The organism is Arthrobacter pityocampae, from assembly GCF_002927275.1.
Classification (GTDB): domain Bacteria; phylum Actinomycetota; class Actinomycetes; order Actinomycetales; family Micrococcaceae; genus Arthrobacter_D; species Arthrobacter_D pityocampae.
Window position 1 is genome coordinate 414770 of record NZ_PRKW01000004.1, and the last position, 22774, is coordinate 437543.

Annotated in this window: 25 protein-coding genes and 2 riboswitches; of the genes, 13 read left to right on the forward strand and 12 right to left on the reverse strand. The window is 71.6% G+C overall.

Annotated elements, in window-relative coordinates; translation table 11 throughout:
- Positions 1-24 precede the first annotated feature (24 nt).
- The 3 genes from C4K88_RS10865 to C4K88_RS10875 form a co-directional block, all read right to left on the reverse strand.
- Positions 25-1011, reverse strand: a complete 987-nt coding sequence (locus tag C4K88_RS10865; RefSeq protein WP_104121633.1) for a hypothetical protein — start codon at positions 1009-1011, stop codon at positions 25-27.
- Positions 1008-1352: a PadR family transcriptional regulator gene (locus C4K88_RS10870; RefSeq protein ID WP_104121634.1), complete on the reverse strand. Its 345-nt coding sequence runs from the start codon at positions 1350-1352 to the stop codon at positions 1008-1010. The genes C4K88_RS10865 and C4K88_RS10870 overlap by 4 nt, the downstream gene beginning before the upstream one ends.
- Positions 1353-1477: 125 nt before the next feature.
- Positions 1478-1840: a cupin domain-containing protein gene (locus tag C4K88_RS10875; RefSeq protein WP_104121635.1), complete on the reverse strand. Its 363-nt coding sequence runs from the start codon at positions 1838-1840 to the stop codon at positions 1478-1480.
- A gap of 98 nt (positions 1841-1938) precedes the next feature.
- Between C4K88_RS10875 and C4K88_RS10880 the strand changes: the two genes are divergently transcribed.
- Entirely contained in the window at positions 1939-2160 is a 222-nt protein-coding gene (locus C4K88_RS10880) for a hypothetical protein (RefSeq protein ID WP_104121636.1), read from the forward strand.
- A 33-nt stretch (positions 2161-2193) separates the two neighbouring features.
- Here the strand turns inward: C4K88_RS10880 and C4K88_RS10885 are convergent, their stop codons facing one another.
- Positions 2194-2799, reverse strand: a complete 606-nt coding sequence (locus C4K88_RS10885) for a LysE/ArgO family amino acid transporter (RefSeq protein WP_104121637.1) — start codon at positions 2797-2799, stop codon at positions 2194-2196.
- Between the two features lie 68 nt (positions 2800-2867).
- Between C4K88_RS10885 and C4K88_RS10890 the strand changes: the two genes are divergently transcribed.
- Together C4K88_RS10890 and C4K88_RS10895 are read left to right on the forward strand one after the other, a co-directional pair.
- Positions 2868-3764 carry a LysR family transcriptional regulator ArgP gene (locus C4K88_RS10890; RefSeq protein WP_104121638.1) on the forward strand — a complete coding sequence of 299 codons (897 nt, stop codon included), beginning with the start codon at positions 2868-2870 and terminating at the stop codon, positions 3762-3764.
- A gap of 113 nt (positions 3765-3877) precedes the next feature.
- A riboswitch (cyclic di-GMP riboswitch) is annotated at positions 3878-3952 on the forward strand.
- Between the two features lie 110 nt (positions 3953-4062).
- The gene (locus C4K88_RS10895; protein WP_104121639.1) at positions 4063-4875 is read left to right on the forward strand and encodes a response regulator transcription factor; all 813 of its coding nucleotides are present in this window, start codon (positions 4063-4065) and stop codon (positions 4873-4875) included.
- Here the strand turns inward: C4K88_RS10895 and C4K88_RS10900 are convergent.
- The 5 genes from C4K88_RS10900 to C4K88_RS10920 form a co-directional block, all read right to left on the reverse strand.
- Positions 4872-5333, reverse strand: coding sequence for a hypothetical protein (locus C4K88_RS10900; protein ID WP_146065672.1), 462 nt, complete (start codon positions 5331-5333; stop codon positions 4872-4874). The genes C4K88_RS10895 and C4K88_RS10900 overlap by 4 nt on opposite strands.
- Positions 5334-5435: 102 nt before the next feature.
- The gene (locus C4K88_RS10905; RefSeq protein ID WP_104121641.1) at positions 5436-6116 is read right to left on the reverse strand and encodes a dTMP kinase; all 681 of its coding nucleotides are present in this window, start codon (positions 6114-6116) and stop codon (positions 5436-5438) included.
- Between the two features lie 7 nt (positions 6117-6123).
- On the reverse strand, positions 6124-7653 hold the full coding sequence (locus C4K88_RS10910) for a sensor histidine kinase (protein ID WP_241521839.1): 1530 nt from the start codon (positions 7651-7653) through the stop codon (positions 6124-6126).
- Positions 7650-8399, reverse strand: coding sequence for a response regulator transcription factor (locus tag C4K88_RS10915; RefSeq protein WP_104121642.1), 750 nt, complete (start codon positions 8397-8399; stop codon positions 7650-7652). Before C4K88_RS10915 ends, C4K88_RS10910 begins: the two co-directional genes overlap by 4 nt.
- Positions 8400-8615: 216 nt before the next feature.
- Positions 8616-10769, reverse strand: a complete 2154-nt coding sequence (locus tag C4K88_RS10920; RefSeq protein WP_104121643.1) for an MMPL family transporter — start codon at positions 10767-10769, stop codon at positions 8616-8618.
- A 100-nt stretch (positions 10770-10869) separates the two neighbouring features.
- Here C4K88_RS10920 and C4K88_RS10925 point away from each other — a divergent pair, with 100 nt between their 5' ends.
- The 10 genes from C4K88_RS10925 to C4K88_RS10970 all read left to right on the forward strand — a co-directional run bounded on the left by C4K88_RS10925 (position 10870) and on the right by C4K88_RS10970 (position 19809).
- Positions 10870-11358 carry a MarR family winged helix-turn-helix transcriptional regulator gene (locus tag C4K88_RS10925; RefSeq protein WP_104121644.1) on the forward strand — a complete coding sequence of 163 codons (489 nt, stop codon included), beginning with the start codon at positions 10870-10872 and terminating at the stop codon, positions 11356-11358.
- A gap of 10 nt (positions 11359-11368) precedes the next feature.
- A complete protein-coding gene (locus C4K88_RS10930) occupies positions 11369-12166 on the forward strand; it encodes a methyltransferase domain-containing protein (RefSeq protein WP_104121761.1) in 798 nt (265 codons plus the stop codon).
- A gap of 24 nt (positions 12167-12190) precedes the next feature.
- Positions 12191-12685, forward strand: coding sequence for a low molecular weight protein-tyrosine-phosphatase (locus C4K88_RS10935; protein WP_104121645.1), 495 nt, complete (start codon positions 12191-12193; stop codon positions 12683-12685).
- A 39-nt stretch (positions 12686-12724) separates the two neighbouring features.
- Positions 12725-13342 (forward strand): LysE family transporter, encoded by a 618-nt coding sequence (locus C4K88_RS10940; RefSeq protein WP_104121646.1) that lies wholly within the window; start codon positions 12725-12727, stop codon positions 13340-13342.
- A 3-nt stretch (positions 13343-13345) separates the two neighbouring features.
- The gene (gene pabB, locus C4K88_RS10945; protein ID WP_104121647.1) at positions 13346-15427 is read left to right on the forward strand and encodes an aminodeoxychorismate synthase component I; all 2082 of its coding nucleotides are present in this window, start codon (positions 13346-13348) and stop codon (positions 15425-15427) included.
- 71 nt (positions 15428-15498) lie between these two features.
- Complete coding sequence (locus C4K88_RS10950; RefSeq protein ID WP_104121648.1) at positions 15499-16107, forward strand: GNAT family N-acetyltransferase; 609 nt, start codon at positions 15499-15501, stop codon at positions 16105-16107.
- A gap of 41 nt (positions 16108-16148) precedes the next feature.
- Positions 16149-17027 carry an aminodeoxychorismate lyase gene (locus tag C4K88_RS10955; RefSeq protein ID WP_104121649.1) on the forward strand — a complete coding sequence of 293 codons (879 nt, stop codon included), beginning with the start codon at positions 16149-16151 and terminating at the stop codon, positions 17025-17027.
- A 97-nt stretch (positions 17028-17124) separates the two neighbouring features.
- Positions 17125-17242, forward strand: a riboswitch (SAM riboswitch).
- Positions 17243-17385: 143 nt separating this feature from the next.
- Positions 17386-18300, forward strand: a complete 915-nt coding sequence (locus tag C4K88_RS10960) for an ABC transporter substrate-binding protein (protein ID WP_104121650.1) — start codon at positions 17386-17388, stop codon at positions 18298-18300.
- A gap of 10 nt (positions 18301-18310) precedes the next feature.
- Positions 18311-19075, forward strand: a complete 765-nt coding sequence (locus tag C4K88_RS10965) for an amino acid ABC transporter permease (protein WP_104121651.1) — start codon at positions 18311-18313, stop codon at positions 19073-19075.
- Positions 19072-19809: an amino acid ABC transporter ATP-binding protein gene (locus tag C4K88_RS10970; protein WP_104121652.1), complete on the forward strand. Its 738-nt coding sequence runs from the start codon at positions 19072-19074 to the stop codon at positions 19807-19809. The genes C4K88_RS10965 and C4K88_RS10970 overlap by 4 nt, the downstream gene beginning before the upstream one ends.
- Before the next feature lie 52 nt (positions 19810-19861).
- Here C4K88_RS10970 and C4K88_RS10975 read toward each other — a convergent pair whose 3' ends face one another.
- The 3 genes from C4K88_RS10975 to C4K88_RS10985 are packed head-to-tail and all read right to left on the reverse strand — an operon-like array spanning position 19862 to position 22751.
- Positions 19862-20659 carry an energy-coupling factor transporter transmembrane component T family protein gene (locus C4K88_RS10975; RefSeq protein WP_104121653.1) on the reverse strand — a complete coding sequence of 266 codons (798 nt, stop codon included), beginning with the start codon at positions 20657-20659 and terminating at the stop codon, positions 19862-19864.
- Complete coding sequence (locus C4K88_RS10980) at positions 20656-22146, reverse strand: ABC transporter ATP-binding protein (RefSeq protein ID WP_104121654.1); 1491 nt, start codon at positions 22144-22146, stop codon at positions 20656-20658. The genes C4K88_RS10975 and C4K88_RS10980 overlap by 4 nt, the downstream gene beginning before the upstream one ends.
- Positions 22143-22751 (reverse strand): ECF transporter S component, encoded by a 609-nt coding sequence (locus tag C4K88_RS10985; protein WP_104121655.1) that lies wholly within the window; start codon positions 22749-22751, stop codon positions 22143-22145. The genes C4K88_RS10980 and C4K88_RS10985 overlap by 4 nt, the downstream gene beginning before the upstream one ends.
- Positions 22752-22774: the final 23 nt, after the last annotated feature.

The window sequence follows — 22774 nt, forward strand, 5'->3', positions numbered from 1 at the left end:
GCGCTCCCTGTGGATCGCCGAGGATCAACGGTTGTGGAGCGCCGGCCGCCGGACGGGGGCGCCCGACGCACGCCGCGCGTTCAGGAACCCGTCCACCACATCCCAGGTCACGATGACCAGGACCGTCGCCACGATGCCCGCGCCGATCACCCCTCCCGCCTCCGGCGCCCCCTGATCCCATCCGACGGCGGCCGGGAACCCTGGATTGAGCAGCCGGCCGTCGATCCACAGGACCACCGCCGGGACGGCGAAGGCGAGATTCAGCCCGAGATTCATCACCGCGAGCGACCAGGACCACCCCCTCAGGTACACCACGACGGCGAACACCGCTTCGGCGGCGAGCAGACCGAGGAACCACGGGATCCAGAAGGACCACAGCTTTGGATCGAGGACCGGGACGGCACCGCCTGCGGCATCCCGGACGCCCGGAACGAACTGCTGCCAGAGAAGCACGCCCGCGAGGAGTACGAGGAAGACGAGGGACGCGATCAGGTCCGGCAGACGGCTGCGGCGGGAGAGGTCGGGCACGTCCGGCAGGGCGTCGGGCGACCATGCCGCACCGGGTCCCGGGGTGCCGGTGCGCTCGATGATGACGAACACGAGCGTGATCCAGAAGGCGAGGTGCACGGTCACGCCGAGCGCCGTCGAGACGGCTCCGGCGATGGCACCCCCGAGATCATTGCTCACCAGTAGCTGCGCCACCAGGACCGCGGCGGTGGAGATCGGCACGACGATCAGCGCGACGGTCCTGAGCAGCCGCCACCAGTCGAGGTAGTAGCGCGGCCCGATCAGGGTCAGCGGTCGGTCGACGTAGGCCGCGGCGAGCCGCTCCGGATCGCCCAGTTCGGTGAGCGCCCGGGATTCGGCGGCCGGTACGGGGTCGCCGGCGTCGATCCGCGCACGGACGCTCTCCTCGATCAATTCCCGGATCTCGGGCTCGAGGCCGGAGCGCTGCGGCTCCGGGACGGTCCGCACCGCGGCCCAGACATAGCGGTCGGTCAGTGTGGTCATGGCAGTTCCCCTTCGGAGATGCGGTGCAGCGATGCAGTCAGCCGATCCCAGTCGGCACTGAGGGTGGCGGCAAGGGCGTCGCCGGTCGGGCTCGTCCGGTAGAACTTGCGCGGACGGGACTCGGCGGTGTTCCACTCGCTCGTCAGGAGGCCCTGCTTCTCGAGACGCCGGAGCAGGGGGTACAGGGTGTTCGCATCGACCTGGATGCCGAGAGCGTCGAGGGCCTCGAGAAGCGCGTACCCGTAGTCGGGAATGCGCAGCCGGGTCAGGCAGGCAAGGACGACCGTCCCCCGCCGCAATTCCTGCAGGTGCCCGGCAATCAGGTCGTCATCATCGGCCATATCAAGAACTATAGTGTGCGTCACACAGTATTAGAAGAGACGGATACCTCGGTCTCGACGATCCAGCGCCGGAGGCCCGGCGGGTCCGCCCATGCTCTTCGCACGGCGGCGGACCGACCAGGGATCTACTCGTGGGGTCGTTCCTGAGGGCCGCCACCGTGGCTGTCACCGGCCTGGCTCGTCACGGTCGTCAGCAGGAACACGGAGTCCTCCAGCGCCTCGACACCGTGCCGCACGTGGGTCAACGCCACGATCTCCCCGGCAGACACGTCCGACTGGTCCTGCCCGGTGACCCGTACCCGGCCCCGCAGGACGTACAGGCTCGCAGCAGGCGGGGAATTGTGTTCGGCGAGGACCTGCCCGGACCTGAGCCCGATGACGGTCTGACGCAGGGGCCCGTCATGGACGAGGATCGCGGCCGAACGCCCCTTGGCACTGACCCTCGCTTCGTCGAGCGCCTTCAGAAGAGCCGATTCGACGCTGGGCATGGTGCCTCCTGTGGTCCCCTCCGGCAGGCGGTCCGACCGGTCGGTGTAGCAGTGCCGGCAAGTCTATTGGAGCACGCACGGGTGCCATACTGTCGGGCATGGATCTCGAACAGTGGTGGAACGACGTCACGCCCCGGATACGCGACTGGCTGATCGCCCACAACGGCGAGGCCCTTCCGCCCGAGGTGGTCGCCGAGATCAGCGCTGCCGGCGGCCAGGTGGCCTCCGACTCCTGGTGGATGGGCGAACGCGGCCCCGACGGCCTCTTCCTCTCCGATGCGGCGACGGACTGGATCGAGGAGCGCGCCAACGAGGAGTAGCTCCGGGTGGCGCGGTGATCGACGGCGCCCGGGTCACCGGAGGACGAGCAGCACGGCCAGCAGGAGCATGACGACGGCGATCACCGCGTCCAGGATGCGCCACGCCCACGGACGGGCGAAGACGGGTGCGAGGAAGCGGGCCCCCACGCCGAGCGCCGTGAACCACAGTACGCTGCCGAGGGCGGCGCCCGCCGCGAACCACCACCGGCCCGGTGTGCCGTGCGTGTTAGCGAGGGAGCCGAGCAGCAGCACGGTATCGAGGTACACGTGCGGATTGAGCCAGGTCAGGGCGAGGCAGGTTCCGAGCGCGGCACGCCAGGACATCGCGGCGGGTCCGCCGTCGACGTCGAGGCGCTCACCCCGGACTGCGCGCCAGGCCGCGAGCCCCGCGTACCCCGCGAGGAAGGCCGCCCCGGCCCACCGCACCACCTCCAGGACCACGGGGGCCCGCTCGATCGCCGCCCCCAGTCCGCCGACGCCGAGGACGATCAGCACGAGATCCGAGACGGCGCACACCGTTACGACCAGCGCCACATGGGAACGCCGCAGCCCCTGGCGCAGGACGAAGGCATTCTGCGAGCCGATGGCCACGATCAGGGTCAGGCCGGCGGCAAGGCCGGTGGTCGCAGTGGAGATCATGATCCACGGTAGGTCGGGCAGTGAACTTCAGGCCAGCTAATGATTGTGCACTATGGTAAGTATTGCTCATGAAGTTTGTCGATCCCGACCAGGCCGAAGCTCTCGCGGTGATCATCGACCGGGGCAGTTTCGAGGCCGCGGCTTCCGCACTGTCCGTCTCACCCTCCGCGATCAGCCAGCGGATCCGGGCCCTCGAGGTGGCGGTCGGCCGTCCGGTCGTCACCCGGACCCGACCCCTGCGCCCCACGGACGCGGGCCAGGCGATCATCCGCTTCGCGCGACAGTTCGACCTGCTGGCAGCAGACCTCGCCGCCGAGCTCGACGCGACCCGCGACGGCCCGCGACGGCGCCTCACGATCGTGGTCAACGGCGACTCCCTGCACACCTGGGCGTTGCCGGCCCTCGCGCGGGTCGCGGACACCCTGCAGCTGGAGATCCTGCGGGAGGACGAGGAGTACTCCCTCGAACTACTGCGCAGCGGGGCAGCGTCGGCCGCGATCACCTCCGTGGCCTCCGCCGTACCGGGGTGTTCCTCGCAGCCACTGGGCATCATGCGCTACGTGCCCGTCTGCTCCCCGGGATACCGCGACACCTGGTTCCCGGCCGGTGCGACGCCGGAACGGCTCTCCCTCGCCCCGGTGGTCCTCTTCGACCGGAAGGACGACCTCCAGGACCGATATCTGCGCTCGCGTACCGGTGCGGCCCCCGACCCGCCGCGCCACTACGTACCTGCCGCGCAGGAATTCGCGGGGGCCGTCCGCCTCGGTATGGGGTGGGGCCTCGTGTCCGATCTGGAGCTGCAGTCCGACCCGCGGGATCTCGTCGCGCTCGACCCGGAGGGCCACGTGGACGTCCCGCTGTACTGGCAGCAATGGCGCCACGGTTCGGCGGCGCTTGCTGCTGTCGGCGAGGCCGTGCTGCAGGCCGCGGCACAGTTCCTCCGGCCACCGGCGCGGAGGAACTGACCGACGCCGGACACCCGGCACGAGCGCCGCCGGCGTTACGGTCGGATCTCGTTCCCGAGTCGTTCACGAAGGCGTCGGTGAGGGTTGCTACGATCATCGGGCGAGCACCCGCTCGTCGACAAAGGCAAACCCGGTGCGAGCCGGGGACGCAAAGCCACGGGACCCTCGAGGTCAGCCGGGCCGCCGAAGAGAACAGGTCCACGGAGTATGCCTCGGACACGACACGTCCCGTCAGTTCCCACCCCCGCCTGCCGGCCGGCGCCGGCCGCGCTGCAGGTCCGTCCCGGGACAGCGCCCCATGAGTAGCGCAGCATCATCCGATCGCCGGGCCGCCGTCGTCATCGAGGACGATCTCGACATCCGCAACCTGGTGTCCGCCGTCCTCGAGCAGGGCGGTTTCGCTGTCAGCGGGGCCACCACCGGGCGCGAGGGCGTCGATGTGGTCCGCCAGGAGCATCCGATGGTGGTGACCCTGGACATCGGGCTCCCCGACATCGACGGCTACGAGGTCCTGCGCCGGATCCGCAACACCACCGACTGCTACGTGATCGTCCTCAGCGGCCACAGCGACGAGCTGGACATCCTCTCCGCCCTGCAGGCGGGAGCCGACGACTACATCCTGAAGCCGTTCCGGCCCCGCGAACTGCGCGCGCGCATCGACGCGATGCTGCGCCGGCCCCGCATCGGGCAGAACGCGCTGCATCCGCCGGCCCGGCCGGCAGCCCCCACGGCGCCCGCTGCCCCCGCCCCGCCCGTCGACGTCCCGGTGACGCCGGCGAACGTCCTGCGGAACAGCGGGATCACGGTGGACGGTGACGCGCGCATCGCCAGCCATGCCGGCGTCGAACTGCCGCTCACGAAGACCGAGTTCAACCTGCTGTACGAGCTGATGCGGGGCAACGGCGCCGTCCGGACGAAGGAGGAACTGGTCCGGGTGTCCCGGGGCGCGGACTACCGGGGGTACAACTTCGTCAGCCGCACGGACGAGCGCGCCATCGAGGTGCACATCGCGAATCTCCGGCAGAAACTGGCGCGCGTCGAGGGCGCCCCGGATCTCATCACCACGGTGCGCGGCGTGGGGTTCCGCGTCGTCCCCCGGAGCACGGACTAGCTCGGGACCGTCGTCGGTTCGGGGTTCTCCGGATAAGCTGCCCGGAGCTCCCCGATGGTGTCCGTCGCGCAGACGCGGAGCATCACCAGTCCGCCCCGGGCGCCGTGGAGGTCGTCGGCGGTGATCATCCCGTGGATCGCGCGCGCAGCCCGGTCCAGACGCATCGCGCCCACCATCCTGGCCGACGTCGTCACACTGAGGACGGCATCCTCCGCGCCCGTGGCGTCGCCGGCTGCAAGCCTCAGCTCCAGCCGGTCGAGCTTGCCCTCGAGCGTCGCGGAGAAGTCCTGGGCGAACCGGTGCACGATGACGGGGTCGGAGAAGTCGCGCGTCATGTCCGCGAGGACCGCGGGATCGACGAGGGGCGCCGCGGCATCGTCCGGGACGCGTGCCGCGCCGTCCACCGGGTACCGGCCCTGATACTGCTCGGGGCCTGACGACGTTGAAGGTAGGGGCACGATCCAAGCCTAGCGAGGGCGGATGGGCAGCGTGCACGCACACGGAGTTCTTGCGCAAAGCTTGCGCTGGTGCAGGACATTCCCCGGTACGACCCCTGCGCTTCACCGCTGCGCGGCGAGCTGGCGGAACCGGCCGATTGCGCGCGGAGGAGGAACGGGACGCGCCCGCCATCCCGCGACGATGTCCTCGAGCTCGTCGAGGACTCCGAGCAGCGGCCCGTCGGCCTCCACCCGCCGGAAACCGGCGACGCCGGGAAGCCCGAGGTAGCCGTCGCGGTAGGCCCTGAGGTCCTCGACGCGCTCGGAGTCGACGCCCCGCGCGGTGATCCGGCGGACAGCCTCCTCCGGGCTGACATCGAGGAACACGACGACGTCCGGGGCCGGCAGCATGCGGGCCAGCACGGCGAGCAGCCTCCCGTGCGGCAGGCCGCGGGCGGCACGCAGCGCCTGCTGGCAGTGCAGGTGCCGGTCCAGGATGACGACGCCGCCGAACCGGCGGGCGCGCACATGGTTGGCGAGGACGTTGGTGACCCGGACCACCGATTCGATGAGATCCAGGACCCGTGGCGGGACGGCGACGCCGAGCTGCGCGGTCCACGCCGTCATGGTGCGCCGCCCCGCCGGGTTCGCGAGGACCATCGTGGGGATCGTCGTTCCGAGGAGCCGACCGAGCGCGGCGGCCGCCGTCGTCTTGCCCGCGCCGTCGATGCCCACCAGCGCGATGACCATGCGACGCGCCGGACGGCTGGAGGACCTGCTGGCGGGGAGCGCGGAGAGAGTCATGCTTCCGTTATACGGACGGATCCTCGGAACGGTCTCGATCCGGGATGTGCCCGGGCTGTGAGGCGGGCAGGTCGACGCGGAAGCACGTCCGCCCGGGCTCGCTGCTCACGCTGATCGTACCGCCGTTCGCCTCGACGAGGGCCCGGACGATCGCGAGCCCCAGCCCGGTGCTGCCGGCGTTCCCGGACCGTGCGGTGTCCGCCCTGCTGAAGCGCGTGAAGATGGTGTCGAGGAAGGCGGGGTCGATACCGGGGCCGGTGTCCGTCACGGCGACGCCGGCGCGGCCCGCCTCGACCGTGACCGCGGTGGTCACCACGGTTCCCAGTGGGGTGTGCCTGTGGGCGTTGGAGAGCAGGTTGATGAGCACCTGGCGGATCTCGGCCTCCACGGCCCGCACCACGACGGGCTCCTCCGGCAGGGCGAGCTCCCAGGTGTAGCCGGGCGCGGACGCCTGTGCGTCGCTCGTCGTCTCGATGACGAGCTCGGTGAGGTCGACGTCGGACGCCTCGGCGCGCTGGCCCTCGTCCAGGCGGGCGAGCAGCAGGAGATCCTCCACCAGGGAGGACATGCGCCGTGACTCGCTGTCCACACGCTCCAGCGCCGAGCGCGCGGACGGGCTCACCGCCTCGCTCATCAGGACCAGCTCCGTGTAGCCGCGGATGGACGTCAGGGGTGTGCGCAGTTCGTGGCTGGCGTCGGCCACGAACCGGCGGACCTTCATCTCGCTCGCCTGCCGGTCCTGGAGGGCACCCGTCACGTGGTCGATCATCCCGTTGAGCGCCAGTCCCACGGTGCCGACCTCCGTGCCGGGCTGCGCCGCGGCGGGTGGGACGCGCACGGGGATCGCGACCTCGCCCGAGGACAGCGGAAGCTGCGAGACGGACGTCGCGACGGCGGACAGCTCTTCCAGGGGCCGGAGCGACCGGCGGATCACCGCCGTCCCGGCGATACCGGCCAGGGCCAGCCCCGCCAGCGACAGGCCCGCGACCGTGACGCCGAGGGAGGCGAGGGTGCTGTCGCGCTCGGCGGTGGACAGGCCGGTGACCAGGACGTCGTCGGAGCCGGGCGTCGGGGAGATCCCGAACGCGTCCACGCGGTACTGGCCGGTGCTGAGGTCCAGCTCGTCCGGTCCGTCGGCCGGATCGAGCCGGGCCAGCAGGTCCAGGTCCGCCGGCGTGAGCGGTTCCGTGCTGCCGTCGTCCAGCACGAGCGCGGAGACCTGCGCCTCGCCGTCGTCGAAAACGGCATTGAGCGTGCCCGGCCGCTGGCCCGCCGCGTTCCCCGGGTCGACGCCGCGCGACGGCCGGTCGTCGTCCCCGGGCGACCGGCCCCCCGGGAAGCCCGCCCGTCCGGCGGCGGGCTCGAGGGCGTCGTCGAGCTGGCCGGTCAGATAGTCGCTCATGGCGAGGTGGCTGAGGACGCCGATGCCCACGCAGATGGCGGCGAGCAGGCCGAGGGTCACCAGGATCAGCTTCGTCCGCAGGTGCAGCGGGCGGCCGGCCGGCCCCGATCGGGGGCCATCACGGCGAACGGTCACGGGGCCGCGGGCTTCAGGACGTACCCCGCGCCGCGCACCGTGTGGATCATGGGCGGACGGCCGGCGTCGATCTTCTTGCGCAGGTAGGAGATGTACAGCTCCACGATGTTCGCCTGGCCCCCGAAGTCGTACTTCCAGACGTTGTCGAGGATCTGGGCCTTGCTGACCACGCGGCGGGGATTCTCCATGAGATACCGCAGGAGCTCCCACTGCGTGGACGTCAGCGTGATGTCCTCGCCGTTGCGGGTGACCTCGCGGGTGTCGACGTTCATCACGAGGTCGCCGACCACCAACTCGGCGGAGTCCGACGCCGCGACGCCCGAGCGCTGCACGAGCCGGTGCAGGCGGAGCATGAGCTCCTCCATGCTGAAGGGCTTGGTGACGTAGTCGTCGCCGCCCGCGGAGAGCCCGGAGATGCGGTCCTGCACGGCGTCCTTCGCGGTGAGGAACAGCGCCGGGACGCCGGGGGCGAACGCGCGGATCTTCTGCAGCGCCTCGATGCCGTCCAGTCCGGGCATCATGACGTCCAGCACGAGGACGTCGGGGCGGAAATCCCGCGCGGCGGCGACCGCGGCGCGGCCGTCGTTCGCCGTCGTCACGCTCCAGCCCACCATCCGCAGACCCATGCTGACGAGGTCCGCGAGGCTCGCCTCGTCGTCGACCACGAGGGCCCGGATGGGGCTGCCGTCCGGGTGCGCGAGGCGCGGGAGGTTGTCGGTCATGGAGTGGTGCGTGGCGTCGGCCATGTGTGGTCCTCGGTCCCGGCCGCGGCCTGGACGGCGCGGGCAAGCGTTGCGGTCCAGTATCCCGCACGGTGTTCCTCCAGCCTGCGGGAAGGACCTTGCACGGGGCTGTCCCGGACCTGTGCCGCGGCTGTGCGGAGCCTCCACCCCGCCCGTTGCGCACGTGGGGTGGGTTGTTCCGTGGACCACCGACCCCGCGTGCGCACTCGGCGCCCGGGCCTACCTCGGGGAGGGCACCGTACCGAGTTTGGACGGCCACCAGATCTTCGGGCCGATGTCGTACGCCAGGGCCGGGATCAGCAGCGAGCGCACCAGGATGGTGTCGAGGAGCACGCCGAAGGCCACGATGAACGCGATCTGCGCGAGGAACAGGATCGGGATCACGCCCAGGGCGGCGAAGGTCGCCGCCAGGACCACGCCGGCCGAGGTGATGACCCCGCCCGTCACGCCGAGGCCGCGCAGGATGCCGGGGCGGGTGCCGATCCGGAGGGACTCCTCCCGGACCCGGGTCATCAGGAAGATGTTGTAGTCCACGCCCAGGGCCACGAGGAACACGAAGCCGAACAGCGGCACCGAGGCGTCCGCCCCCTCGAACCCGAGGACGGTGTTGAACACGACCGCCGAGACACCGAGGGCCGTGGCGTAGGAGAGCGCCACGCTGGCGACGAGGAGCACCGGTGCGAGCACGGACCGGAGCAGGACGATCAGCACGACGAGGATGACGCCCAGCACGATCGGGATGATCTTGACGAGGTCCGCGAGCGCGGTGTCGTTCGTGTCGATCGCGACCGCCGTGACACCGCCGACCAGCGCGTCTCCTCCGCCGACGCCGTCGAGCGCGGTCCGCAACTCACGCACCACGTCCTCGGCCTGCTCGGAATCGGCCTGGTACTCGAGCGTCCCGCTGATGAGGACCCGGCCGTCCTGGACGACCGCCTCGCCGCTCCGGTCCGCGGTCAGGGCGGCGTCGGAGATGCCCTCCTGCGCAGAGACGGCATCGAGCGCGGCCTCCTGGTCCGCCTCGGGGGCGACGACGTAGACGGGGCTCCCGGAGCCGGCGTCGAAGTGGCGGCCGAGGGCCTCCTGGCCGTCGACGGCGTTGGACGGCGTCAGGATCAGGGCGGACTGCGGGACGCCGTTCGCCTGCAGCTGGGTGAGCCCGAGGGCGCCCGCACCGAGGATCAGCACCGACGCGATCCACAGCACGCGCGGCCGGCGGCCGACGAGCAGGGCCACCCGCCGCCAGAGACCCGTCAGCCGTTCGAGGCCGGTCTCGGGTCCGGCGCCGGTCGCCGCGGCATGCCGGCCGTGGTGCGGGGAGACGACGGCGGTTGCCGCAGGGTTGTAGCGCGGGAGCAGGGGCCAGAAGGCTGCCCGCCCGAACAGGAGGAGGAACGCGGGAAGGAGGGTGAGCGCCGCGCCGAGGGAGAACGCGATGCCGATGGCGGCGATCGGGCCGAGGCTCCGGTTCGAGTTGAGGTCCGAGAAGAGCAGGCACAGCAGGCCGAGGATCACGGTGGCGCCGGAGGCGAGGATCGGCTCGAACGAGCCGCGGTAGGCGACCCGCATGGCCTCCCACTTCGTCTCGTGTTCCGCGAGCGCCTCCCGGAACCGGGCGACGAGCAGCAGCGCGTAGTCCGTGGCCGCACCGATCACGAGGATGGAGAGGATGCCCTGGCTCTGGCCGCTGAGCTGGATGATGTCGAGCTTCGCGAGGCCGAAGATCAGCAGGATCGAGGTCGCCAGCGCGAACACCGAGGTGAGCAGGACGAGGAACGGCAGCACGATGGACCGGTAGACGACGAGGAGGATGAGGAACACCGCCCCGAGCGCGACGGCGAGCAGGATGCCGTCGATCCCGCCGAAGGCCTCGACGAGGTCGTTGGTGAAGCCGGCCGGGCCGGTCACGTAGCCGGTGACGCCGTCGGGCAGGTCCTCGTCCAGGACGGTGCGCAGCTCGCCGACCACCTCGGCCAGTTCGGCGTCGGAGGAGACGAAGGCGACGTACTGGACGGCGAAGCCGTCCTCCGACGGGATGGGCCCGGCGACCGCCGGCGCCCCCTCGGCCGGGGGCTCGAGCCCCTCGACCTCCCCGAGCGTCACGGCGAGCTCCTCGTAGGGGCCGAGGTCCCGCGGGTCGATCGCGGTGTCCGACTCGGCGACGATCACCGCGGGGATGGCATCGGAGTCACTGAATTGCTGCTGCAGTTCCCCGGCTTCCGTCGACTCGGCGCTGGCGGACAGGAAGGACGCCTGGTCGTTGCTCGAGACCTCCTCGAGGCGCCCGAAGGTGGGGCCACCCACCGCCGCGCCGACCAGCCAGATCAGGACCACCACGACGGGCAGCAACACCCTCAGCCATTTGTTCTTCATCGCACTCCACGCCTCTCTCGGATTCTCTCTGCAGCAAAGTATATCTATGGTGGAGATAATGCGAAGCGGCCTAAGCTGGGACCGACAGGAGGCGAGGACGATGTCCACGAGGGACGAACTCATGGCACTCATGCGGCAGTTCACGGTCGAGACCGAGCGCTACGTGGAGGTCGCCAGTGAGCGCGACAGCCTGTACCGCACGGATCTCCATGCCCTGAGCATCATGATGGGCGCTGCCCGGGCGGGCCTCACCGTGACGCCCGGCATGCTGCGCGAGGAGCTCAACCTGAGCTCGCCGGCCACCACGGCGCTGGTGGACCGCCTCGATTCCGCCGGCCATGTGACGCGGCGACGCAGCGAGGTGGACCGGCGGCAGGTCCACCTCCAGCTGACCGAGAAGGCCCGGAGCACCGGCGCCATGCTGTTCGCCCCGCTCGCCCGGCACATCAACGGCGTCTTCGACCAGTACACGGAGGAGCAACTGATGCTGCTGCGCGACATGATGCAGAGGATCACCGACGCCACGGTCGCGGCGAAGGGCGACGCGCGGGACGGCGACGATCCCGCCGACGAGCCGTCCGCCGGTTAGCGTGTCGGGCATGAACGACGAGATCTACTCCCATGGACACCACCCGAGCGTGACGGCCGCCCACGCGATGCGCACCGTCGCGTCCTCGGCCGCCTACCTCGAACCCCTCCTCGAGACCGGCATGGACCTGCTGGACCTCGGGTGCGGTCCGGGCAGCATCACCGCCGGGTTCGCGGATCTCGTGGCCCCCGGCTCGGTGACCGGCGTCGACCGGTCGGCCGACGTCGTCGCGCAGGCCTCGGCCGCCTATGCGGACGTCGCCAACGTGGAGTTCCGCGAGGGCAACGTGTACGACCTCGACGAGCCCGACGAGTCGTTCGACGTCGTGCACGCCCACCAGGTGCTGCAGCACCTCGCGGACCCGGTGGCCGCGCTCCGGGAGATGCGGCGCGTGGTGCGGCCGGGAGGGATCGTCGCCGTCCGCGAGGCGGACTTCGGCGCGATGACCTGGTACCCCGCGGTCGGTGAGCTCGACGAATGGCGGGAGCTCTACGGGGCGCTGGCGCGCGGGAACGGCGGCGAGCCCGACGCCGGCCGGCGCCTGCCGGGATGGGCCGCCGCGGCCGGTTTCGCGGAGGTCGAGGTGTCGTCGTCGACGTGGGTGTACGCCACCCCCGAGGACCGGCGCGCGCACGCGGAGTCCTGGGCCGAGCGCGTGCAGCACTCGGCCTTCGCGGAGCAGACCATCGAGCGGGGCCTCACCGACCGGCAGACCCTGCAGCGGCTGGCCGAGGGGTGGCGCCGGTGGGGGCGCGCGGAGGACGCCGTGTTCCTCATGCCGAGCGTCGAGATTCTCGCCCGCGCCTGAGCCCGCCGCCGATAGGCTGGCGGGATGTACCGCATCGTCACCGTCTGCACGGGCAACATCTGCCGCTCCCCCATGGCGGAGCTCATGCTCGCGCACGCCTTCGCGCAGGCGGGGATGCAGCAGTACGTCGCCGTCGATTCCGCGGGGACCACCGACTGGGAGGTCGGGAAGCCCATCGACGAGCGGGCGGCGGCGAAGCTGGCGGACCTCGGCATCGCGAGCCACCTGCACCGCGCCCGACGCTTCGAGGCCGCCTGGTACAGCGAGCGGGACCTCATCCTCGCCCTGGACCTGGACCATTACCGTGAGCTGCGCCGGGACGCACCGGACGGCGAGGCACGGGACCGCATCCACCTCCTGCGCGAATTCGATCCGGCGACGACGGACGCCGACCTCGAGGACCTCGGGATCTACGACCCGTGGTACGGCGACGCCAGCGATTTCGAGGCCACCTGGCGGATGGTCCACGGGGCGGTGGAGGGCGTCGTTCGGTTCGTCCGCCACGAACTCGACGCCTGATGGTCCTCCCCGGCGATCGGTGACGCTTACCATGAACGGGTGAATCCCTCCCTCTGGCTGGCGTTGCTCGGCGCCCAGATCCTGATCAGCTTCATGCCCGGGGCGGGTGCCGTGAACACCATGAGCAACGCCCTGACGGTCGGGTTCCGCCGTTCCATCTGGGGCATCCTCGGCCAGCAGGCGGCCCTCCTCGTGCACATCGGCATCGCCGCGGCGGGCGTTGGACTGCTCGTCGCCAATTCGCCGCTCGCGTTCAACCTCATCCGGTACACCGGTGCCGCGTACCTCGTCTATCTGGGCGTGCGGAAGTTCCTCCAGCAGCCCGAGCACAGCGAGGTCCGCGCCCAACAGTCCGACGAGGGCGCGCTCTCGATGGTCCGCCGCGGCCTCTGGGTGAACCTGCTCAACCCGAAGGCCATCGTGTTCTTCCTCGCCCTGATCCCGCAGTTCATCCGCCCGGACCGCCCGCTGCTCGGCCAGTACGCCGTCCTGGCCGTGACCGTCGTGGTCATCGACGTGCTCGTCATGTGGTTCTTCTATGCCGGCGCCGCCCGTTCGTTCCGGCGCTTCACGCAGGACGACCGCGGGCAGGTCGTCCTCAACCGCGTCTTCGGTTCGCTCTTCGTGGGCGTCGGCGCCCTGCTCGCCGTGGCCTGACCCGTGCCCTCCGACGCACCCCTGCTCATCGCCGTCGACGGCCGGTCCGGGGCGGGCAAGACCACCCTCGCCGTCGAACTCGCCGCCCTCCTCCGTGAACACCACAGCGTCAGCCTCTTCCACCTCGAGGACCTCTACCCGGGCTGGGACGGGCTCGACGACGGCATCGGCCGCTACGTGGAGCGCGTCCTCCTCCCCCTGCGGGCCGGGCGCCCCGCGCACTGGAACGCCTGGGACTGGGACCGCGGGCAGGACGGCCCCGAGCGGACCACGGCGGCGGCCGAGATCGTGCTCCTCGAGGGGGTGGGCGCCGCGGCGGCCGTCGCGCGGCCCCACCTCGACGCGGTGATCTGGATCGAGGCGGACGCCGGGGTGCGGCACCGGACAGCGATCGAGCGCGACGGCGCGGCGTACGCGCCCTTCTGGCGCCGCTGGGCGGACCAGGAGGACGCCTGGCTGGCGGGCGACGATCCCGGCGCGGCCGCCGATGTCGTCGTGCAGGGCCACCGCGGGCCCCCGTCGCCGCACGCCGTCCGCCTGGCGCTCACGGGGCTGCCGGCGTGCGCCACCCTGCTCGGGCCGGAGCGCGCGGGCCGCCGGGGGCTCCGGCTGGACTGCGAGCGCATCGACGCGACACCGGACACCGCCGCGCTGTTCGCCGCCCTGTACGGGGCGTCCCCCGCCGCCGTCTGGCTGGACAGTTCCGACGCCGGGACCACGGCGGCCCTGCCGGAGGGGCGCAACCGCTTCAGCGTCCTGGCCGACGCCTCCGGTGCCTTCGGGCAGCAGGCCCTGCACCGGGTCGGCACCACGGAGATCACGGCGGGCCCGGTGACCACGCGCATCCGTGAGCCCTTCTTCCGCTGGCTCGACGACGTCTGGGGGCGCCGGGCGGTCCGCACCCCGGAGGACTTCGCCTGCGGGTTCGGCCTGGGCTGGCTGGGCTACCTCGGCTACGAGCTCAAGCGGGAGACCGGCGGCGCGTCCGTGCCCATGCCGGCCGACGCCCTCCCGGACGCCGCGCTGATCTTCGCGGGCCGCGCCGTCGTCGTGGACCACGCCGAGCAGTCCGTCTTCCTGCTCACGCTCACGGACGGGCGCCGCGACCCGGACCGCGAGGCCTGGCTGACGGACGCCCGCCGCGCCGTCACGGCCACCGCCCCTCTGCCCCCGCCCGACCCGCCGTCCCGTGTCCCGCGTCACCGGGCGCCCCGGTTCACGGCCCGGGACTCCCGCGAGGAGTACCTCACGAAGGTCCGGCGCGCGCAGGCGGAGATCGCCGACGGCACCACGTACGAGGTGTGCCTGACGACGTCGCTCTCGGCCCGGGTGGAACGCCTCGATCCGCTGACGACGTATCTCCGCCTCCGCGCCGCGAGCCCGGCGCCCTTCGCGCACTACCTCCGCTTCCCCGGCTTCGCCGTGGCCAGCACCTCCCCCGAACGCTTCCTGCGGCTCACGCAGGACGGCCGCATGCGCGCGGAACCGATCAAGGGCACCCGCGGACGGTCGGCGGACCCGGCGGAGGACGCCGCCCTGGTCGAGGACCTCCGGAGCTCGGCGAAGGACCGCGCGGAGAACATCATGATCGTGGACCTGCTCCGCAACGACCTCTCGCACCACGCGGTGCCGGGCTCGGTCACCGTCAGCCGGCTGTGCGCCATCGAGTCCTACGCCACCGTGCACCAGATGGTCAGCACCATCGACGCCCGCCTGCAGCAGGGCAGCGCGCGCGCCGGGGTGGTCGGGTCCGCGTTCCCGGCCGGCTCGATGACGGGCGCGCCGAAGATCAGCACCATGGCCATCCTCGACCGCCTTGAGCAGGCCCCGCGCGGCCCCTACTCGGGCGCCGCCGGGTACTTCAGCCTGACCGGCGCCACGGATCTCGCCGTCGTCATCCGCACCCTCGTACTGGAGGAGGACGCCGACGCCACGCGCCTCACCCTCGGCGTCGGCGGGGCGATCACCGCCGACTCCGACCCGGCCGAGGAATGGGCGGAGGTGCGGACGAAGACGCGCGGGGTCCTCTCCGCCCTGGGCTCCGACTTCCCGGCCGACCCTTTCCTCCCGAGAGGGCGGACGTGACCATACCGGAGGCCCTTCGGCGGGCGGTCCTGCCTTCTCGGCACTGTTCCCGGAGGCGTTAGGGTCGGGGCATGACGGCCCTCCACCCCACGACCCTGCGCGGGACGCGCGTCCTCCTCGAGCCCCTCGCCCGGGAGCACCACGACGGGCTCGTGGCGGCCGCCCGCGACGGCGCCCTGTGGACCCTCTGGTACACCTCGGTGCCCGCGCCGGAGGGGATGCGCCGGGAGATCGACCGCCGCCTCGCCCTGCAGGAGAGCGGCTCGATGCTGCCGTTCACCACGCGCCGCGTCGATCCCGGCACCGGCGAGGCCGGGCCGATCATCGGCATGACCACCTACATGAACATCGACCGGGACACCCCACGGGTGGAGATCGGATCCACGTGGAACGCCGCCTCCGCGCAGCGCACCGGCACCAACACGGAGTCGAAGTACCTGCTGCTGCGCCACGCCTTCGAGGAGCTCGGCTGCCCGGCGGTCGAGTTCCGGACGCACTGGATCAACCACCAGTCGCGGGCGGCGATCGAGCGCCTCGGCGCGAAGCAGGACGGCGTGCTGCGCAGCCACAGCCGCACGCGGGACGGCGAGCTGCGGGACACCGTCGTCTACTCCGTCCTCGCCCACGAGTGGCCGATGGTGCGGGACAACCTCAGGTACCGGATGGCGCGGCACGCCTGAGCGCCGCTCCGCCGGTGTCCCCGACCGATACGCTGGGCCCCATGACTGTTCTCGTGTTCCTGGACCCGGCCCACGACGACGGCAGGGTCGTCGACGCCTCCCAGCCGCAGTTGATGGCCACCGACCTCGGCGCCACCCGCGGGGACGGCCTCTTCGAATCCCTGCTCGCCGTCGACGGGGCGCCCCGGAAGGAACGGGCGCACCTGGACCGCCTCGCGTCGTCCGCCGCCGCCCTGGACCTCACCGTGCCGGACGCCGCGGCCTGGAGCCGCGCGATCCGCACGGGCCTGCGCGAGTTCGCGGCGGCGGAACCCGACCAGGGACACGCCGTCGTGAAGCTGATCGCCACGCGCGGCGTGGAGGGCGCCGGGCGGGCCACGGCCTGGGTCCAGGTAGCCCGCGTCCCGGACGCCACCCTCCGGCAGCGCGAGACCGGCCTGAAGGTCCTCTTCCTCGAGCGCGGGTACGACAGCACGGTCGCCCAGCGCGCGCCCTGGCTGCTCATGGGCGCCAAGACACTCTCCTACGCCGTGAACATGGCCGCCGTGCGGTACGCGAAGGCGCACGGGGCCGACGACGTCATCTTCACCTCCTCCGACGGCAAGGTCCTGGAGGGCCCGACGTCGACGGTGCTCCTGGCCTACGACCGCGACGGCCGGAAGACCCTCCTCACGCCGCAGCTCGAGAGCGGGATCCTGGCCGGGACCTCGCAGAGCGCGCTGTTCGCCGCGGCGAAGGAGCAGGGGTGGGAGCTCGGTTACGGGCCGCTGGAACCGCGTGACCTCCTCGAGGCCGACGCCGTGTGGCTGATCTCCAGCATCCGGCTCCTCGCGCCGGTACTCTCCCTGGACGGCCAGGAGCTCCGCACCTCGAGTGCCCTGACGGCCGAACTCAGCGACCTCGTGGACCGCTTCGTGTAATCTCCGCCACAAAACCCGCCTTCTGCTACGTCAAGCGTCGATTTCGGGCCTTCCCGTTTTGACCCGGCACTCCGTGCTGCCCTAGCGTTTTGCCTGCAATCAAGAGTTCCAGCCATCGGCCCTGGCCGGCTGGACAGCAACCCTCTCCCGTAGTGGGGTGCTCCAGGTGAAGATTCGGCCGCCGGGACAAGTCCCCCGGTTGGCAAGTACGGCGTCGTGCGGCCTGCCCCCCCGCACCCGCGCACACCCCAGAACAGTGAGCGTGTCACCCAGCAGCCCGTCCCCCGCCGCGACCCGGCACCCCCGCACCACCCCCGTTTCCCGTGCCCCGCTCCGGGCCGGTACCCCGAAGGACACCATGAACATCTCCCGCAAGGTCCTGGCGGCATTCGCCGTCCCCTTCCTCGCCCTGACCGTCTCGTGCGGCAGCGGCAGCAGCGAACCCACCGAGACCACCGACGCCCTGGCCGGCAGCGACCAGCAGTCGCTCGACCAGTACACGACCGACACCACCACGCCGCTCGACGAGATCGACACCGCGGAACTCGACCTCATCACCGACGGCACGCTGCGCGTCGGCACGCTCTCGGACGCCCCGCCGAACATCTTCCTCGAGGACGGCGTCTTCACCGGCTACGACAACGAACTGCTGCGCGCCATCGGCGACAAGCTGGGCCTCGAGGTGGAGTTCGCGTCCACGGACTTCTCCGCGCTCCTCGCGCAGGTGCAGAACAAGCAGTTCGACGTCGGATCCTCCTCGATCTCCACCACGGCCGAGCGCCGCGAGAACGTCGGCTTCACCAACGGCTACGACTTCGGTTACATGGCGGTCGTCACGAAGGACGGCTCGTCCGTCACGGGCTTCGACTCCCTCTCCGAGAGCACCCGGATCGGCGTGGTCCAGGGCACGGTCCAGGACGACTACGTCTCCAACACCCTCGGCCTCCAGCCGGTGCGCTTCCCCGACTACAACACCGTCTACGCGAACGTGAAGAACGGCCAGGTGGACGCCTGGGTGGCACCGTCGCAGCAGGCCACCGGCCAGGTGAAGGAGGGCGACGGCACCACCATCGCCGAGACCATCATCAACACCGAGAACTTCACCGCGTACGCCGTGAACAGCGACAACCAGCCGCTCATCGACGCCCTGAACGCGGGCCTCGACGCCGTCGTCGCCGACGGCACGTGGACCGAGCTCACCGAGGAGTGGTACCCCGAGCGCGAGATGCCCTCCGACTGGAAGCCCGGCAGCAAAGCCGTGGACGTAAAGTAGCGGTCCCTGCATGGATGCCCTCGAACAGCTCGGAAAGACCTTCTTCGACTGGGAGGCGATGGCGGCCGTCCTGCCGGACCTCCTGACCGTCGGACTGCCGAACACGCTTCTGCTCGCCCTCGCCTCGGGGATCATCGGGACAGTTGTCGGGATGATCCTCGCCGTCATGGGGATCTCCCGCAACCGCGTGCTGCGGTGGATCGCCCGCGTCTACACGGACATCTTCCGCGGGCTGCCGGCCGTCGTGATCATCCTGCTCATCGGCCTCGGGCTCGGCCCGATCCTCCGGGAGATCACCGGCAGCACCAGCCCGTACCCCCTCGGCATCCTCGCCCTCTCGCTGATCGCCTCGGCCTATATCGGGGAGATCTTCCGCTCCGGCATCCAGAGCGTGGAGAAGGGCCAGCTGGAGGCCTCACGCGCACTGGGCTTCAGCTACAACGCGTCGATGCAGCTGGTCGTGATCCCGCAGGGCGTGCGGCGCGTGCTGCCCGCCCTGGTGAACCAGTTCATCTCGCTCATCAAGGAGTCCTCGCTCATCTACTTCATCGGCCTCGTCGCCAGTGAACGCGAGCTCTTCCGGGTGGGCAACGACGCCGCGAGCAACACCGGCAACCTGTCGCCGCTCATCGCCGCCGGCGTGCTCTACCTGTGCCTGACCATCCCGCTCACGCACCTGGTCAACTTCATCGACACCCGGCTCCGCGTGGGCAGGCAGCAGAAGCCCGAACCGGACGAACTGGCCGCACCGATCGGCGAAGGAGCGAAGGCGTGAAGACGATCGACTCAGGGACCCTGACGGGCCGGAACCTGCACCTGTCCTTCGGGTCCAACCACGTGCTGCGCGGTATCGACCTGCATGTGGAGCGGGGCACGACGGCGTCGGTCATCGGGCCCTCCGGGTCCGGCAAGTCCACCCTCCTGCGCGTCCTGAACCGGCTGATCGAACCGGACCAGGGGGACATCCTGCTGGACGGCCGGTCCGTCCTGAAGGACAACCCGGACGAGCTGCGCCGGCGCATCGGCATGGTGTTCCAGCAGTTCAACCTGTTCCCGCACAAGACCGTGCTGGACAACGTCTCGCTGGCCCTGCGCAAGCTCCGGAAGATGTCCGCGGACGAGGCCCGGAGCAAGGCCCTCGCCCAGCTGGACCTCGTGGGCCTGAGGCACAAGGCCGACGTCCGTCCCGGCAACCTCTCGGGCGGCCAGCAGCAGCGCGTCGCGATCGCCCGCGCGCTGGCCATGGACCCGGAGGTGATGTTCTTCGACGAGGCCACCTCCGCCCTGGACCCGGAGCTCGTCAAGGGCGTCCTGGCGCTCATGGCGGACCTCGCGGCGGCGGGCATGACCATGGTCGTGGTCACCCACGAGATGGGCTTCTCCCGCAACGTCTCCGACACCGTGACGTTCATGGACGGCGGCGTCGTCGTGGAGTCCGGGCCTCCGGCGGCGATCTTCGACGACGCCCAGACCCCCCGCCTGAGGTCCTTCCTCTCGGACGTGCTCTAGCCCGTCCCGGGGCCCGCGCATCCGGGTCCCGGGACCAGCCCCGGGTCGCGGGTCAGGACAGGATGAAGTTCCAGGTCCCGGCGAGGACGGCCGCCGTCGTCGCGCCCGACGCGATGACCAGTCCGACGCCGGCCACGCCGACGTCGAGCGCCGAGAACGTGCTCGTCCTCGCCCAGGTGCGCGTCCCGCCGCCGAAACCGCGTGCCTCCATCGCCGTGGCGAGCCGGGTGGCACGCCGGATGGCCTGCACGATCAGGCCGAACGACTGCCCGAGCAGGTTCCGCACCCGGGCGACGGGCGAGCCGTCCGAGCCGATGCCGCGGGCGTGGCGGGCGAGTCCGAGCATCTCCCACTGCTCCACCAGCAGGCCCACGAGCCGCAGCGACGCCAGCGCGCCGAGGACGAAGCGGTGCGGGAGGTGCAGCTTCTGTGCGAGGGCGTCGGCGAGATCCGTGGGGTCCGTGGTGAGCAGGATGTAGATCCCCGGCAGGGCGAGGGCCAGGCCGCGCAGCCCGACGGCGATCCCCGCCGCGACGGAGCCCTCCGTGAACAGGAACGGCCCGACGTCGAGCAGCACGCCGCCCGTCTTCTCCGCGAGCAGGGCGGTCCCGTAGGCGCCGAGCAGCGCGGCCACCAGCAGGGGCCAGATCCGCCGGGCGAGCCCGAGCACGCTGATGCCCAGCAGCGGTAGGAGGACGAGCTCGCAGGCGAGGACCACCGCGGCGCTGACCCAGTCGATGCTCGCCAGGAGTGCGAGGGTGATGACGACGGCGGCGAAGAGCTTGGACACCGGGTTGGCCCGCAGCAGCGTGGCCCCCGTGAGGGCCGGCGTCAGGTAGTCGCCGCTCACGAGGCCACCAGCCGTCCGGCGCCGCCGGAGACGTGCAGGGTCGCCCCGCCGAGCGCCGCGATGAAATCGGCGTCATGGGTCACGGAGACGACGGCGACGCCGGCGTCGATCAGTTCGCGCAGGAGGGTCACGAGTTCCGCCCAGGTCAGGGCGTCCTGGCCGAACGTCGGCTCGTCGAGGATGAGGATGCGCGGCGCCGTGGCGAGCATCGTCGCCACGGACAGGCGCCGCTTCTCCCCGCCCGAGAGCGTGAACGGGTTGGCTCGCAGCAGGTGGGTGAGGCGCAGCCGTTCGGCGAGCTCCCCGGTGCGCCGGGGGTCTGCGGTGCCGCCGACCCGCCGGGGCCCGAACTCGAGCTCCTCGGCCACGCTGGGGGTGAGGAACTGGTGCTCGGGTTCCTGGAACACGGTGCCGATGCGCTGCACGAGTTGCGGGGAGCGCCAGCGGAAGGGGTCCGACCCCGCGGCGCCCGCAAGGCCCGGCAGCGCGTCGAGCCGTCCCGCCCGGGGGCGCAGCAGGCAGCCGAGCGTGAGGGCGGCCGTCGACTTCCCGGCCCCGTTGGGCCCGGTGATGCTCAGCGCCTGCCCGGCGCGGACGTCGACGGCGAGGTCCTCGACGGCGGCCGGACCCCGCTTCGTCCGGGCCACCGCGAGGGCCTGCGCGGACAGCAGCACGTCCCCGCCGCCGTCGGGCACGGGGCCTCCGACGAAGGGCTGCCGGCCCGGGATCCACACTCCCGCGTCCGCGAGCCGGGCGCGCGTGCCCTCCTGGACCAGGACCACCCCCGGGGCGCCGTCGGCGAGGACACCGCCGGCGGCGTCGAGGACGATCACGCGGTCCACGACGTCCGCCCACACGGCGACGCGGTGTTCGACGACGACGAGCGTCGCCCCGGTGCGGTCGAGCACGCGGACGACGGCGTCGCGGACCTCCAGCACGCCGTCGGGGTCGAGATTCGCGGTCGGCTCGTCGAGCAGGAGCAGCCCCGGCTCCATGGCGAGCACCGCGGCGAGGGCGAGGCGCTGCTTCTGGCCGCCCGAGAGCGCGCCGGTGGGGTGGTCGAGCGGGAGGTCGAGCCCGACGTCGTCGAGCGCGCGGTGCACCCGCTGCCAGATCTGCTCCCGCGGGACCGCGAGGTTCTCGGCGGCGAAGGCCACCTCGTCGCCGACGCGCGCGAGGACCACCTGCGTCTCGGGGTCCTGCAGCACGAGGCCCGCGCGGCCGCGGGCGTCGGCGGGGCGGACGCCGTCGAGCAGCAGCTCACCCTCCTGCTCCCCTTCGTCCTGGCTGCCGAGCAGTCCCGCCAGCCCGTGCAGCACGGTGGACTTGCCCGCCCCGGAGGCCCCGAGGAGCAGGACGCGCTCGCCGGGCCGGATCTCGAGGTCGAGGTGCCGGGCGGCGAAGGCCCGCCGTCCGGCGTGGCGCCAGCCCCATCCCCGGGCGCTGACGGACGCAGCTCCCGGGGACGGCGCAGGTACTGGTGTCACACGTCCGCCGTGCGGCCGGCTGCGAAGGAGGACAGCACGCCCGTCCTCGCGAGTCCGCGCATCGCCACCCAGGAGAGCAGGCCCGCGATGACGACGCCGGAGAGGGAGGCGAACACGGTGTACAGGAGCTTGTACTCGAAGCTCCACAGCGCGTTGTAGAGGATGTTCTCACTGATCGCCAGTGCCAGGCCCGCGCCGAGGCCGGCGAGGAGGGCGACCGGCAGGTTCCACTTCCGGTAGAGGAAGAGCAGGAACACGAGTTCGGCCCCCGCCCCCTGGATGGCTCCGGAGATGAGGACGCTGACGCCCCACTGGGTGCCGATCAGGGCGGACACCGCGGCCGCGAGGACCTCGCAGTAGATCGCGGCGCCCGGCTTCCGGATGATCAGCCCGCCGAGCACCCCGGCGACGAGCCACCCGCCGGAGTACAGGCCCGCGAGCGGCGGGAAGCCGGCGGTGAGCACGCTGATGCCCGAGTAGCCCGCGGACCAGACGAAGAACAGGACGCCGACGGCGACGGCGATGACCGAGGCCACCACGATGTCGACGACGCGCCACTGGCGGGTGCTGGGAGAGAGGCCCTCGAGGGCCGTCGATGATGCCATGCTGATTCCTCCTGGGATGCAGG

Excerpts from the sequence above, each read along its gene's own strand:
- C4K88_RS10865 (WP_104121633.1), bottom strand. The coding sequence starts at position 1,011 with ATGACCACACTGACCGACCGCTATGTCTGGGCCGCGGTGCGGACCGTC.
- C4K88_RS10870 (WP_104121634.1), bottom strand. The coding sequence starts at position 1,352 with ATGGCCGATGATGACGACCTGATTGCCGGGCACCTGCAGGAATTGCGG.
- C4K88_RS10875 (WP_104121635.1), bottom strand. The coding sequence starts at position 1,840 with ATGCCCAGCGTCGAATCGGCTCTTCTGAAGGCGCTCGACGAAGCGAGG.
- C4K88_RS10880 (WP_104121636.1), top strand. The coding sequence starts at position 1,939 with ATGGATCTCGAACAGTGGTGGAACGACGTCACGCCCCGGATACGCGAC.
- C4K88_RS10885 (WP_104121637.1), bottom strand. The coding sequence starts at position 2,799 with ATGATCTCCACTGCGACCACCGGCCTTGCCGCCGGCCTGACCCTGATC.
- C4K88_RS10890 (WP_104121638.1), top strand. The coding sequence starts at position 2,868 with ATGAAGTTTGTCGATCCCGACCAGGCCGAAGCTCTCGCGGTGATCATC.
- C4K88_RS10895 (WP_104121639.1), top strand. The coding sequence starts at position 4,063 with ATGAGTAGCGCAGCATCATCCGATCGCCGGGCCGCCGTCGTCATCGAG.
- C4K88_RS10905 (WP_104121641.1), bottom strand. The coding sequence starts at position 6,116 with ATGACTCTCTCCGCGCTCCCCGCCAGCAGGTCCTCCAGCCGTCCGGCG.
- C4K88_RS10915 (WP_104121642.1), bottom strand. The coding sequence starts at position 8,399 with ATGGCCGACGCCACGCACCACTCCATGACCGACAACCTCCCGCGCCTC.
- C4K88_RS10920 (WP_104121643.1), bottom strand. The coding sequence starts at position 10,769 with ATGAAGAACAAATGGCTGAGGGTGTTGCTGCCCGTCGTGGTGGTCCTG.
- C4K88_RS10925 (WP_104121644.1), top strand. The coding sequence starts at position 10,870 with ATGTCCACGAGGGACGAACTCATGGCACTCATGCGGCAGTTCACGGTC.
- C4K88_RS10930 (WP_104121761.1), top strand. The coding sequence starts at position 11,369 with ATGAACGACGAGATCTACTCCCATGGACACCACCCGAGCGTGACGGCC.
- C4K88_RS10935 (WP_104121645.1), top strand. The coding sequence starts at position 12,191 with ATGTACCGCATCGTCACCGTCTGCACGGGCAACATCTGCCGCTCCCCC.
- C4K88_RS10950 (WP_104121648.1), top strand. The coding sequence starts at position 15,499 with ATGACGGCCCTCCACCCCACGACCCTGCGCGGGACGCGCGTCCTCCTC.
- C4K88_RS10955 (WP_104121649.1), top strand. The coding sequence starts at position 16,149 with ATGACTGTTCTCGTGTTCCTGGACCCGGCCCACGACGACGGCAGGGTC.
- C4K88_RS10960 (WP_104121650.1), top strand. The coding sequence starts at position 17,386 with ATGAACATCTCCCGCAAGGTCCTGGCGGCATTCGCCGTCCCCTTCCTC.
- C4K88_RS10965 (WP_104121651.1), top strand. The coding sequence starts at position 18,311 with ATGGATGCCCTCGAACAGCTCGGAAAGACCTTCTTCGACTGGGAGGCG.
- C4K88_RS10985 (WP_104121655.1), bottom strand. The coding sequence starts at position 22,751 with ATGGCATCATCGACGGCCCTCGAGGGCCTCTCTCCCAGCACCCGCCAG.